At 70.9% G+C, this 12,180-nt stretch carries 11 protein-coding genes and 1 pseudogene; 5 read left to right on the top strand and 7 right to left on the bottom strand.

Translation table 11 applies throughout. The annotated features are described in order from the left end of the window. Nucleotides 1–112: 112 nt before the first annotated feature. A complete protein-coding gene (locus ACFWPA_RS02630) occupies nucleotides 113–1,585 on the top strand; it encodes an MFS transporter (protein ID WP_378508479.1) in 1,473 nt (490 codons plus the stop codon). Here the strand turns inward: ACFWPA_RS02630 and ACFWPA_RS02635 are convergent. Then, on the bottom strand, nucleotides 1,491–3,377 hold the full coding sequence (locus tag ACFWPA_RS02635) for a GAF domain-containing protein (protein ID WP_378508478.1): 1,887 nt from the start codon (nucleotides 3,375–3,377) through the stop codon (nucleotides 1,491–1,493). The two genes, ACFWPA_RS02630 and ACFWPA_RS02635, sit on opposite strands and share 95 nt — an antisense overlap. An 88-nt stretch (nucleotides 3,378–3,465) precedes the next feature. Here ACFWPA_RS02635 and ACFWPA_RS02640 point away from each other — a divergent pair, with 88 nt between their 5' ends. Then, a complete protein-coding gene (locus ACFWPA_RS02640) occupies nucleotides 3,466–4,863 on the top strand; it encodes an FAD-binding oxidoreductase (protein WP_378569585.1) in 1,398 nt (465 codons plus the stop codon). A 5-nt stretch (nucleotides 4,864–4,868) separates the two neighbouring features. Here ACFWPA_RS02640 and ACFWPA_RS02645 read toward each other — a convergent pair whose 3' ends face one another. Continuing rightward, a complete protein-coding gene (locus tag ACFWPA_RS02645; RefSeq protein WP_378508476.1) occupies nucleotides 4,869–5,501 on the bottom strand; it encodes a helix-turn-helix domain-containing protein in 633 nt (210 codons plus the stop codon). A 97-nt stretch (nucleotides 5,502–5,598) separates the two neighbouring features. On the opposite strand from ACFWPA_RS02645, the gene ACFWPA_RS02650 reads away from it, so the two are divergent. Then, nucleotides 5,599–6,750 (top strand): alpha/beta fold hydrolase, encoded by a 1,152-nt coding sequence (locus tag ACFWPA_RS02650; RefSeq protein ID WP_378508475.1) that lies wholly within the window; start codon nucleotides 5,599–5,601, stop codon nucleotides 6,748–6,750. 66 nt (nucleotides 6,751–6,816) lie between these two features. On the opposite strand, the gene ACFWPA_RS02655 is transcribed toward ACFWPA_RS02650, so the two are convergent. The 4 genes from ACFWPA_RS02655 to ACFWPA_RS02670 form a co-directional block, all read right to left on the bottom strand. Then, on the bottom strand, nucleotides 6,817–7,560 hold the full coding sequence (locus ACFWPA_RS02655; protein WP_378508474.1) for an SDR family NAD(P)-dependent oxidoreductase: 744 nt from the start codon (nucleotides 7,558–7,560) through the stop codon (nucleotides 6,817–6,819). A gap of 31 nt (nucleotides 7,561–7,591) precedes the next feature. Further along, the gene (locus ACFWPA_RS02660) at nucleotides 7,592–8,512 is read right to left on the bottom strand and encodes a 3-oxoacyl-ACP reductase (RefSeq protein WP_378508473.1); all 921 of its coding nucleotides are present in this window, start codon (nucleotides 8,510–8,512) and stop codon (nucleotides 7,592–7,594) included. Between the two features lie 202 nt (nucleotides 8,513–8,714). Beyond that, nucleotides 8,715–9,224 (bottom strand): nuclear transport factor 2 family protein, encoded by a 510-nt coding sequence (locus tag ACFWPA_RS02665; protein WP_378508472.1) that lies wholly within the window; start codon nucleotides 9,222–9,224, stop codon nucleotides 8,715–8,717. Nucleotides 9,225–9,246: 22 nt separating this feature from the next. Next, nucleotides 9,247–10,116 carry an LLM class F420-dependent oxidoreductase gene (locus ACFWPA_RS02670; protein WP_378508471.1) on the bottom strand — a complete coding sequence of 290 codons (870 nt, stop codon included), beginning with the start codon at nucleotides 10,114–10,116 and terminating at the stop codon, nucleotides 9,247–9,249. Nucleotides 10,117–10,336: 220 nt separating this feature from the next. On the opposite strand from ACFWPA_RS02670, the gene ACFWPA_RS02675 reads away from it, so the two are divergent. Continuing rightward, nucleotides 10,337–11,233: an IclR family transcriptional regulator gene (locus tag ACFWPA_RS02675; RefSeq protein ID WP_378508470.1), complete on the top strand. Its 897-nt coding sequence runs from the start codon at nucleotides 10,337–10,339 to the stop codon at nucleotides 11,231–11,233. A 21-nt stretch (nucleotides 11,234–11,254) separates the two neighbouring features. Here ACFWPA_RS02675 and ACFWPA_RS02680 read toward each other — a convergent pair whose 3' ends face one another. Then, nucleotides 11,255–11,755 carry a hypothetical protein gene (locus tag ACFWPA_RS02680; protein WP_378508590.1) on the bottom strand — a complete coding sequence of 167 codons (501 nt, stop codon included), beginning with the start codon at nucleotides 11,753–11,755 and terminating at the stop codon, nucleotides 11,255–11,257. Between the two features lie 156 nt (nucleotides 11,756–11,911). Here ACFWPA_RS02680 and ACFWPA_RS02685 point away from each other — a divergent pair. After that, nucleotides 11,912–12,180 (top strand): annotated as a pseudogene (locus ACFWPA_RS02685) (alpha/beta fold hydrolase); the annotation flags it as partial.

Consider the following 12,180-nt stretch of genomic DNA (forward strand, 5'->3'; position numbering starts at 1 on the left):
GTGGCGCACGGTGGAGGGTTTCTCCGTGGTGGGCGCACCAGCGGCTTCGTAGGGTTTCCCACGGTCACGGGTGATGTCCGATTCCCCGTCGCGTTCACCAGGAGCTCCACCCATGCCGACCGCAGCCGCGCCGACGGGCGCCGACCGTGACGACGCCGCCCTCGAACGGCGCGTCGTCGGCAAGGTCGCGCGCCGCCTGATCCCGTTCCTCGCGATCCTGTACTTCGTCAACTACCTGGACCGCACCAACATCGGGTTCGCGAAACTCACGATGAGCGACGAACTCGGGATGACCGCGACGATGTTCGGTCTGGCGTCGGGACTGTTCTTCGTCGGCTACCTGATCTTCGAGGTGCCGTCGAACCTGGCGCTGCACAAATTCGGCGCCCGGATGTGGATCGCCAGGATCATGTTCACCTGGGGCATCCTCGCCGCCGCGATGGCCTTCGTGCCGAACGTCACCTCGCTGTACATCGTGCGGATCCTGCTCGGCGTCGCCGAGGCGGGCTTCTTCCCCGGCGTCCTGCTGTACCTGACGTTCTGGTTCCCCGCGAAGTACCGGGTGCGGCTGATGGGCATCTTCCTGCTCACCCTGCCCGCGTCGTCGGCGATCGGTGCCCCGCTCTCGACCGCGATCATGCAATGGGGCGACGGGTTGTTCGGGCTGTCCGGCTGGCGGTTGATGTACCTCGTCGAGGGCCTGCCCGCGGTCCTGCTTGCGGTCGTGACCTGGTTCTACCTCACCGACAAGCCGCATCAGGCGACGTGGCTCGACGCCGACGAACGGAACTGGTTGGTGCGCACCATGGACGCCGAGAAGGCGTCCGCCGCGGACGAGCACACCACCCCGGTGTGGCAGACGCTGCGCAACCCGCGGGTCATCGCGCTCGGCGTCGTCTACTTCGGCGTCACCTACGGCCTCTACGCGTTGAGCTTCTTCCTGCCGACGATCGTCGCCGGATTCAAGGAGACGTTCAACACCGACTTCACGGTGTTCGAGACCGGGCTGATCGTCGCCGTGCCGTTCGTGATCGGTGGCATCGCGATGGTGTTCTGGAGCAGGCACTCCGACCGCACCGGGGAACGCATCTGGCACGTCGCCGCGCCATCGCTGCTTGCCGCGGTGTCCATTCCCGTTGCGCTGTACCTGAACTCGCCGTTCGCGGTGATGGCGGTCGTGTCGCTGACCGCGATCGGTGTGCTGTGCGCGATCCCCGTCTTCTGGTACCTGCCGACGACCTTCCTATCCGGGGTCGCCGCCGCGGCGGGCATCGCGATGATCAACTCGATCGGCAACCTGTCCGGGTTCGGCGCCCCCTACGTCACCGGGTGGCTGACCGACCTGACCGGCAGCGCCAAGGCAGGCCTGTGGGTGGTCGGCGCGGTGCTGCTGCTCGCCGCGGTCCTGGTCGTCGCGCTCAGCCGTCGTGACACCGGACGGCTCAGCCGTCATGACACCGGACGGCTCAGCCGTCATGACACCGGACGGCTCAGCCGTCGTCCAGCCGGAGCGCACCGGAGCGCAGCCGGAGCAGCAACTGCAGATCCAGCGCTCGATCCGGATCCCGCCACTTCTTCCCGATGAGCCGGTCGATGGACTCCAGCCGCTGGTAGAGGGTGTTGGCGTGGATCGCGAGGTCCGCCGCGGTCGCCGCGTGCCTGCGGTTGTGGTCCAGGTAGGAGGCGAGGGTGTCCAGTAGCGGCACCCCACGCTGCCGCTCCTCCCGCAGCAGCGGCCCCAGCATCTGCTCGGTGATCGCGGCCAGCTCCTCGCGGCCGGTGCGGCTGAGCAGGATCCGGTAGACCCCCAGCCGGGACGACGCCGCGATCCGGGAGTGCCGCCCCAACGTCTCCAGCACGTCCACCGTCTGCTGCGCCTGCGTGTACGCCCGGGCGAGGGCCTGCCCGCCACGCGCCGGATCGGAGACGCCGACCGTCGGCGCGGTGTCGGGCTGCGCCCACCGCGCGATCAGCGCATCCGGGTCCAGACCGGGAACCACCGCGATCACCCGGGACCCGTGCTCGGCGACGACGGTGCCCGATGGCAACCGCATCTGCTCGATCGCGGCCCTGGTCCGGGGGACGTCCGAGTCCGGGCGGGCAACCGCAACCGTGTACGGGCGGTCCGGGCTGATCCCGGCGAGGCGGAGCTGCTGCTCGGCCTCGGCGGGGGCGGGCGCGGGCCGGGTGATCAGGTCGACGAGCAGGGCGTCCCGTGCCCGGCGGCTCGCCTCGAGCGCAGCCCGCTCGCCGACCAACGCCAGCGCGATCACCGGCGCCGCCCGCTCCAGGATCAGCAGCAGCGGCTCGTCGGGGGCGCCCGTGGTCAGCAGCAGCAGCACCCCGAGCCGGTCGCCTGCGGCGCGCACCCCGCGACCGACCAGCGTTCGCCCGTCGCCGACCGGGGTGCTCGCATGCTCCCCGGCGCCGGAGTCGAGGGCGTCGAACACCGCCCGGACCGCGCCCGCGTCCAGGGTCGCGGGCGGCTCGTCCGGCGCCGGCGCGAAGTACGCAGGCCAGCCCGCCGACGCCGACACCTCCGCGACCAGGTCCCGGACCCCACCGCCCCGGAGCACCACCTGGGTGAGCGCCCGATCCCAGCGCAGCGTCCGTTCCAGCTGGTCCGTCCGGCGCGCCAATTCGGCGTTCGCGGCCTCGAGCTGCGTCACCGTCGCTCGCGAACGGAGCAGGGTGCGGGCGTTGTCGATGGCAACGGCGGCGTGCGCCGCGAGCGCGGCCAACAACGCCACCTCGTCGTCGCCGAACGACCGTTCCTGACGCTTGGCAGCGCACACGGCGCCGAGGATCCGGCCGCCGTGCCGCAACGGAACGGCGAGCAGGCCGCGCATGTTCTCGGCGCGGGCCGCGACGTCGGCGGGCCCGGTGTGCGGGAAGCTCGGATCTTCGCGGTAGTCGGGGGTCCAGGCCGGGGCGTCCCGCATCATCACCCGACCCATCAGGCCCTCGGTCGGCGACAGCGTCAGCCCGAGCAGGTGCGAGGTGTATGCGCCGCTCGCCACCTCGATCACCAGGTTGTCGCCGCGGACCAGACCGATGTAGACGAGGTCGACCCCGAGCAGGCGGCGCGCCTGCGCCGCGATCTCGGGGAGCAGTGCCGACGGATCGTGGAGGGTGGTGAGCTGCGCGGCGATGTCGTTGAGGGCGGCGAGTTCGGTCGCGCGCTGCCTGCGCTGCTCGAGCAGCAGGTGCAGGCGGACCGCGGCCTGGGTGTCCCGCTCGATCGCGGTGGTGTCGGCGTCGCCCGCCGCGAGCAGCCGGTCCCGGTGCGCGATCAGGTCGTCCGCGGTGGCGTCGCCGAGGAGCAGGTGCAGCCAGCCGTCCCGCATCGGTTCCTCCTCGGCGTTGGTGGGAGCCATCGGTATGGAGACATCATCCACCATCTCCGGTCGGCCACGGAGAATCGGTCCATCGATCGGGCGGGCCCGGACGACTAGCGTCGAGACCATGACTGTCGACGCCACCTCGACCCGCCTCATCGAACTCGCGGACGAGTTGACGCGCGCGATCCCCGCCGACCGGGTGGTCACCGACCCCGACGTGATCGAGCCCTACCTGCACGACGAGGCGGAGTGGGCCCCCTACGGCACCCCGCTGCTCGTGGTCCGGCCGCGCACCGCCGAGGAGGTGCAGATCGTGGTCCGGACGTGCCTCGCCCGCGGCGTCCCCGTCGTCTCACGCGGCGCGGGCACCGGACTGTCCGGCGGCGCCAACGCGATCGACGGCGGCGTGATCGTCTCGTTCGACAAGATGAACGCGGTCAAGGAGATCAACCCGCTCGAACGGCTCGCCGTGGTCGAGCCGGGCGTCGTCAACGACGACCTGCGGGCCGCGTGCGCGAAGGAAGGGCTCTGGTACCCGCCGGACCCGTCAAGCGCCGCCTGGTCGACGATCGGCGGCAACGTGGCCACCAACGCGGGCGGGCTGTGCTGCGTCAAGTACGGGGTCACCCGCGACTACGTGCTCGGCATGCAGGTCGTCACCGGCACCGGTGAGCTGGTCCGGCTGGGCAGGCGCACCGCCAAGGGGGTTGCGGGCTACGACCTGGCCGGGCTGATGGTCGGGTCCGAGGGCACCCTCGGTGTCATCACCGAGATCACCGTCAAGCTGCGTCCCCTGCAGGAACCGCAGCGGACGATCGTCGGCTACTTCGACTCGACGGTCGACGCGGGACGGGCCGTGCGGGCGGTCGCCGAGGACGGCCTGACCCCGTCGGCGCTGGAGCTGATCGACCGGCAGTGCCTGGTCGCCGTCGACGCCTGGAAGAACATGGGCCTGTCCGCCGATGCGAACGTGCTGCTGCTCGGGCGGATCGACACGCCCGGCTCGGTCGGCGACGCGGAGGCCGAGCGGATGCTGGCCTGCTTCGACCGCTCGGGGGCGACCTGGAGCGCCCAGTCCACGAACCAGCAGGAGGCCGACGCGCTGTTCCTGGCCCGCAGGCTCGCCTACCCGGCGATGGAACGGCTCGGTCCGGTGCTCACCGAGGACATCTGCGTCCCGAAAGCCGTTGTCCCGGAGATGCTCGAGCGCATCGAGCAGATCGGGCAGCGGCACGCGACGACGATCGCATCCATCGCGCACGCCGGTGACGGCAACCTGCATCCGCTGCTCATCGCCCCCCGCGACGATGACGACGCCCGGATTCGCGCCCAGGCGGCGTTCACCGAGATCATTGACGCAGCAATTGAATTCGGAGGAACCGTCACCGGTGAGCACGGGATCGGCGTGCTGAAGATGGATGGCCTCGCGCAGGAACTCGACCCGGCCGTGATGGACATGCATCGGGTCGTCAAACGAGCCCTGGATCCGCACGGAATCATGAACCCGGGCAAGGTGTTTTAGGACACCTACGGTGCCTGCAGCAGGGCCAGGCCGGTGCTGAGCAGTTCGCGTTCGAGGTCGTCGAGGGGCTGCGGGTGCTCGCCCCCGCGTTCCCAGGCGGCGAGGGCGGCGATGACGAACCGCGCCATCAATGCCACCCTCCGGGACCGGGCCGGGGGGTCGAGGTGGGTCAGCGTGCCCGCGATGTCGGTGAACAGATCGTGGACCACGGTGACCGACTCGGTGCGCGGCTGCTGCGCGGTCGCCGCGGCATCGAGGTCGAAGATGTCGAGCGGCAGCGTCGCGAGCCACTGCTCATTGAACCGTGCCCAGTGGCTTGGTCGATTGCGCCGCACCTCGGTGACCAGGGGCAGAACGTAGGCGCGAACCATCGCGGCGCGGGTGTAGTCGTGCTCGGCTCGGGCCGTCGCGATCAGCGCCGCCCGCGCGGCATTGACCGGAACGGTGTGCAGGTCCCAGACGGCGACGAGCAGGTTCTCCCACGACCCGAAGTGGTAGGTGATCGCCGAGTTGTTCTTGTGGCCGGCGGCCTTGACGACCTCGCTCGCGCGGACGCCGTGCAGCCCGCGTTCGGCGACCAGTCGTTCGGCCGCGTGGACGAGAGTGAGACGGGGTATTGACAGTGTGGCGCGCGTCACGGTAATAAGAAACCCTTCTTAACTCTTTCCGAGGCTCGTCCTCGTACCCCGTTCGGAGGCACCCATGCGTCAGGCACGTTCCGCAGTTCCCGTTCGAATGATAGGGGGACTCGCGGTCGCCGCCGTCGCCCTGACCGGCTGTTCCTCGAACGGCGACGATTCCGCCGCGTCCGCCCCGCAGCCCGGCGACGTGCTGTCCAGCGCCGCGCTGACCAATGCCGCGGTGCTGCCGAGCGCCGCACGCAACGAGCTGATCACCTACTCGTCGGTGAACGGCAACGGCCAGCCGATCGTGGTGTCCGGCACCGTGGCGATCCCGAAGGGGACCGCGCCCGAGGGCGGCTGGCCGGTGATCAGCTGGGCGCACGGCACCACCGGCATCGCCGACACCTGCGCCCCGTCGGGGGACACCGCCGACGGTGCGTCGCATGACTACCTCGAACGCACCATCGCCCCCCTCGACAAGTGGCTGCAGCAGGGCTACGCGGTGGTCCGCACCGACTACGAGGGCATGGGCACCCCCGGCGACCACACGTACCTCAACGCGCAGTCCGAGGTGAACGCGATGACGGACATCGTCACCGCCGCCCGCCGCCTGGACGACTCGGTCGGGACGAAGTGGATCGCGGTCGGGCACAGCCAGGGCGGAGCCGCCGCGATCAGCGCGTCCGACCTGGGCGTCACGCGGGACGAGGGCCTCGACCTGGTCGGGGCGATCTCGCTCGCCCCGGGCAGCGGCCTGAGCCAGACCCCGGAGTACATCAAGGGCGGCAGCCAGGCGGTGCAGCCGGTGCTGAGCTTCCTGCCGATCACCCTGCTCGGCGCGGCGGCCGCGGACCCGGCGGTCGTGCCGGAGGAGATCGTCACGCCCGCCGCGGATCCGCTGATGAAGGCGGGCCGCACCGGCTGCATCGCCGACATCCGTGCCGCGATCGGTGACATCCAGGTCAACTCGGTGATCCGCCCCGACGCCGACCTCGGCCCGTGGACCGAGTACCTGCGCAAGCAGGAACCGGAGAACGCGACCCCGGCCGTTCCGGTGCTGGTGCAGCAGGGCACCGGCGACACCGTCGTCGCGAAGCCGCAGACCGATGCGCTGGTGAAGACGCTGTGCGGCAAGGGATCCCCGGTGGTGTACCGGGACTATGAGGGCGCCGACCACCGCGGCGTGATGATTGCGTCCTTCGACGACGCCGCCGCCTTCGCCGCATCGGTCCTCGCCGGTGACGAGGTCCAGCCGAGCTGCTGACCCGGCTTCGCCTGTGAGTCCTTTTGGCCCACGTGGGGGCCAAAAGGACTCACAGGCACGAAGTGCCTACCGCAGCTTGATGGCGCCGCCGTCGACCATCAGGGTCTGGCCGGTCATATAGCTGGCGTCGTCGCTGGCGAGGAACACTGCGACCCGGCCGATGTCGGACTCGGGGTCGCCGAACCGGTGCAGCGGGGTCTTCGCGAGCATCACGTCCTCGACCTCGGGATTCGCCTTGATGTATGCGGCGACCCCCTCGGTCAGCGCGAGCGGCGAGATGAGGTTGATGTTGATGTTGTCGGGACCCCACTCGTTGGCGGCGACCCGACTGATCGCGCGGATCGCCTCCTTCGCCGCGGCGTAGGACCCCTGCGTCACGTTGCCGTCGATGCCCGCGCCCGAGGCGAAGTTGATCACCGACCCCTGAGTCGCCTTCAGCTGCGGGTACGCGGCCTGCATCAGCCAGAACGTCGGGTAGAAACCGGTCCCGAACGACAGGTCCAGCATCTCCTGGGTTGTGTCGATCAGCGGCGCCTGCCGGGACGCATGCGCGTTGTTGACCAGGACGTCGACCCTGCCGAACGCGTCGACCGCGGCGGCGACGATTGCGGCCGCGTTCTCCTGCTTGGAGATGTCGACGTTCAGGAACCGGCCCGCCCCGGCGAGCTCCGCCTCGAGGGCCTGCCCCGCGTCGTCGTTGATGTCGACGAACAGGACCTTGGCGCCCTCCTTGACGAACGCGCGGACGATCCCGCGACCGATTCCGCCTGCGCCGCCGGTGACGATGGCGACCTTGTTGTCCAGCCTCATGCCGTGCTCCTTCGGATCGGAATGAACGGTGTCAGTCGATGGCGAGTGCGGCCTTCTCCAACGCCGCGATCCCGTACGCAGCGTACGTCTCGTACTGGCCGCGGCCGGTGAAGTAGGACGACAGCTGCTGGTCGAGCTCGTCGACGGTGAACGCGGAACCTGCGGCGTCGAAACGGTTCTCGACCTGCGGTGCGGCCATCAGCGCGACCATCTTGCCGTAGACCACGAACACCTGGCCGGTGATCTCCTTGGAGGCGGGGGAGGCCAGGTAGGCGACCAGGGTGCCGACCCGCTCGGGGGCGAGCGGGTCGAGGCCCGCGGTGGCGTCGGCCTCGCCGAACGCCTCGGCGGTCATTGCGGTCCTGGCGCGCGGGCAGATCGCGTTGGCGGTCACGCCGTAGCGGGCGAGGCCCTGCGAGGTGGACAGGGTCAGCGCGGTGATGCCCGCCTTGGCTGCCGAGTAGTTCGGCTGCCCGGCGGAGCCGAACAGGAACGCCTCCGAGGAGGTGTTGACGATGCGGCCGTAGACGGGAGCGCCCGCCTCCTTGCTCAGGTTCCGCCAGTACTGGGCGGCGGCGACGGAGGTGGCGGCGTGGCCCTTGAGGTGGACGCGCAGGACGTCATCCCAGTCCGACTCGGTCAGGTTGAAGACCATCTTGTCGCGCAGGATGCCCGCGTTGTTCACGAGGATGTCGAAGGAGCCGAAGTTCTTCACGGCCTCGTCGATCATCCGGCCACCGAGCGTCCAGTCGGAGACGTCGCCGGTGACGCCGATGGCCTGGCCGCCCGCCGCGCGGATCTCCTCGGCGACGGCGTGCGCGGCATCGCCCATGTCGTTGACGACGACGGCGGCGCCCGCCTCGGCGAGTGCGAGGGCCTCGGCGCGACCGAGCCCGGCGCCGGCGCCGGTGACGATCGCGGTCCGGCCTGCCAAGCTGACTGATTCACCCATGGAACTGTCTCCCGTGTGTTCGGTTGCCGCGGTTCATCCTGCGGCGCTGGGTTCGGAAACTAGTATTCATTCTAGTTCCCTGCAAGGTTGTGTCCCACCTGTCGGTGGCGGGTCCCGGTGTCGCGTCCCGGTGTTCGGGAGTGCCCGGGGTTGGCGGCGCGGAGGCGGAGGCGGACGTCCGCCACCGCACCAGCCACGGGCGTCAGGACGAGAAGCTCAGCGGTGCCCCGGTCGCACCTGCGGAGAGAATCTCGCGCGCCTCGTCGCGGCCGTCGAGCAGGCGGTTGGTGCGGACGGTGACCTTCCATGCGCCGTCGACCCGGGCGAACTCCCAGCGATTCGCGGTGATCCGCGCGACCCGGTTGACGCCCTTCTCGGTGTCCCGCAGCACCAGTTGGGAGTGGCAGGTCGCGACCGCGGTGTCGCCGTCGAGCACGATGTGCGGCGGCCCGACCAGATGCGCGCAGCCGCCGTGGATGTACGACTGGTGGTTCTTCGATCGGACCATCGCCTCGATCTCCCCGCGCCCGGTCATCGACCCGGTGTCGACGTCGTACACCCCGTCCTCGGTCCAGATGTCGGCGACCGTCTCGGCGGAACCGCTGTCCACGGCCGGGCCGTAACCGCTGATGATGTCCATGATCGCGAGGCGGTCCTCGAGCAGTTGCACCCGGTCGGCGAGTCGGGCGACGAGCTCGGCGGTGTCGGTCATCTGGGGTCCTTTCGGTTGGGTCTCAGTCGAATTCGATACCGAGGGGGACAGCCAGCTCGGCCAGGGCGGCCAGCTGGTCGCAGTAGTGGTCGACTCCGGACGCGTCGAGGGTGACCCCGGCGACGGTCGCGCCTGCGTCGCGGAGTCGGGTCAGCGCGCGGATGGCTCCCTCGGCGTTTCCGGTCGGGTCGAGGGCCCTGCCCGCGGCGAGGGCGATCTCCATCCCCTCCGGGACGGGCGCCTTCGCGAGCATCGTGGTCAGGTCGTCGAGCCGCAGCCCGAACGGCACCCAGCCGTCGCCGAGTTCGATCGCCCTGCGCAGCGAGCGGGGGGTGCGACCGCCGATCCACAGCGGCACCCGATCCTGGGTCGCGTGCGGCTCGACGACCAGGTCGGCGAAGTCGTAGAACTCGCCGTGGTACTCGGGTGTCGCCCGGCCCAGCGCAGCGCGCAGCGCCCGGAGCGCGTCGTCGGCGCGGGCGCCGCGACCGGTGAACTCGGCCCCGAGCAGGTCGAACTCCTCGCGCAGGCTGCCGACGCCGAGGCCGAGGGTGAGGCGGCCGCCGCTGATCCGGTCGAGGGTGCCGTACCGCTTCGCGATCTCGAGCGGGTGGTGGTAGCCGAGGACGAGCACCTGGGTGAGCAGCCGGATCCGGGTGGTGGTGGCGGCGAGGTAGCCGAAGGTGGCGAGCGGGTCCCAGTAGGTGCCGCCCCGGTCGGCGGCGATGTCGGTGGGGACCGCGACGTGTTCGCTGCATGTGACGTGGTGGTAGCCGAGCCGGTCCGCGGCCGCGGCGATGGTGGCGACGTCGTCGATGCCCGCGCCGACCTCCCAGTCCGCGCGGGTGGCAGGGTGCTGGATGAGCACCGGGGTGACGATCCCGATTCGCATGGCCTTCTCGCTCCCGTCCGCGGGGGATACGGGACCCGCGCCCGGTTTCTACCGCACCGCCACGCCGGGACGGGGGACCTTCTCGGTGAGCGGGACAGGGTAGTTTCCGGCAGGTGTTCCCGATCACTACCGGATTTGCTACAGTTTTAAGAATTGATTTCAGTTTTGGGAGGGCGGCCGTCGCACGGGCCGCTACCCCACCGGACCTTCAGGAGTCGTCATGACGGTCACCACCGAAGCGCCTGCCCGCAAGACCCCCCGCGAGGGCGGCCGGGAGGTTCCGCCCTCGATGGTCGAACGCATGACGCTGATCCTCGACGCCTTCGACGGCCGCGCCGCCCGCCTCACCCTCGAGGAGGTCGCCTGCCGGTCGCAGCTGCCCCGCTCCACCGTGCACCGGATCCTGGACTCGCTGGTCAAGCTCAATTGGGTCGAGCATGCCTCGTTCGGGTACCGGCTCGGGCGTCGGGCGCTGGGCACCGGCGGCGACGGGGGACACGCCGAGATCCGTGAGGCGGCGGCACCGCTGCTGCACGAGCTGCACATGCAGACCGGAATGGTCGTCCACCTGTCGTTCCTGGACGGCAACGAGATGGTCTACCTCGACAAGGTTGGGGGGCGGATGGCGAGCTCCATCCCGTCCCGGGTCGGCGGCCGGCTGCCCGCGCACTCGACCGCGTCCGGCAAGGCATTCCTGGCGTGGCTCGACCCGGAGCGGGTCGACGCCGTGTGCGGCGACCGGCTCGTCCGGGCCACCCCGAGCACCATCACCACCCTCGGCACCCTGCACCTGGAACTGAACCGCATCCGGCAGCGGCGCGGCCTGGCGTTCGAGCGGGAGGAGTCGACCCGCGGCGTTGCCTGCGTCGGTGCCGCCATCCGCGGGCCGGAGGGGCCGGTGGCGTCGCTGTCCCTCAGCGGGGACGTGCGCACCGCCCCTCTCGAGCGGGTGGCTCCGCTGGTGGTGGACGCCGCACGGGAGATCGGCCGCACCCTGTACCCCGAGCTGGGAGCGACGCGGCGCGCCGTGCAGCCCGCCGCGCCGGTCCCGACCGACACCTGGTCGCCGGAGGCGCGGACCCGGGTCCTCGGCGGCCGGGCAGGCGGCTGGATCTAGGACCCACCGGCAGGGGCGAGGTCAGCGGTTGTCCCTCGCCGCCTGCCTGCGATCGCCGGCCGCGATCGTCGACGCCTCGTACTTCTTCCGTCCGGGAGACTCCCGGGTCCGGTCGACGCGCATCGCGCCGTCGGTGTGCACCTTGCCGGTGCCCGCGCCGGCACCGTCGAAGGACGGCGCGTCGGTCCGCGCCGCCGCCAGCCGCTCCTGCTTCAGCTCGAGGGCCGTCTGCTCGGCGACGACGGCCAACCGGCGGCTGACGCGGGCGAGGGCGTCCTCGAACAGTTCGGCCTTGCGGGCGTTGCGCGTGTTGGCGTCCTTGCCGGCGCCGCGGGCCCCCTTCCCGACCACCTTCGCCGCGCCCGCACGCCGGTAAAGCTTCACATACTTGTTGCGGGCCTTGCGGATTCGACCGTGCAAGGCGATCAGGTCGTCCTCGTCGAGGTCGGCCATCCGCGTCTTCTTCGTGTCGCGGATGAGCAGGAACTCGTCTTCGTCCAGGGACTTGAGCAGCTTCGCCATCTCGACTCCGATCCGGTGCCTTGGGATGCCGGTCATGGTAGTCCCGGTCGGCGGGCGGCGCCGGGGGACGCCGCGCAGGCAGGGACCGGCGGCGGGCATCTCGCTGATCGGGAATATCCCCCCCGGCGGACGGTCGGAGCTGGCACCGTCGGGAGCATGACGAGCGAACTGACCTACGAGGGCACCAAGCGGGAGGTCGCCACCGACCTCGGTGTGCTCCGATACCACGAGGCAGGCGACGGCCCGCCGTTGCTGCTGCTGCACGGCTCCGGCCCCGGCGTCACCGGGTGGCGCAACTACCGTGGCGTGGGGGGGGGGGGCGCGCCGCCGAGCCCGGGGGGGGGGCCGGCGGAGGGCCCGGCCGGCGGCGGCGCACCCCGCCCCCGCCCCCCCCCCAACTAGTGCGGGGCCGGCCCCCGGGCAGT

It is taken from the genome of Rhodococcus sp. NPDC058505, from assembly GCF_042720095.1.
In the GTDB taxonomy this organism is placed as follows: Bacteria; Actinomycetota; Actinomycetes; order Mycobacteriales; family Mycobacteriaceae; genus Rhodococcus_G.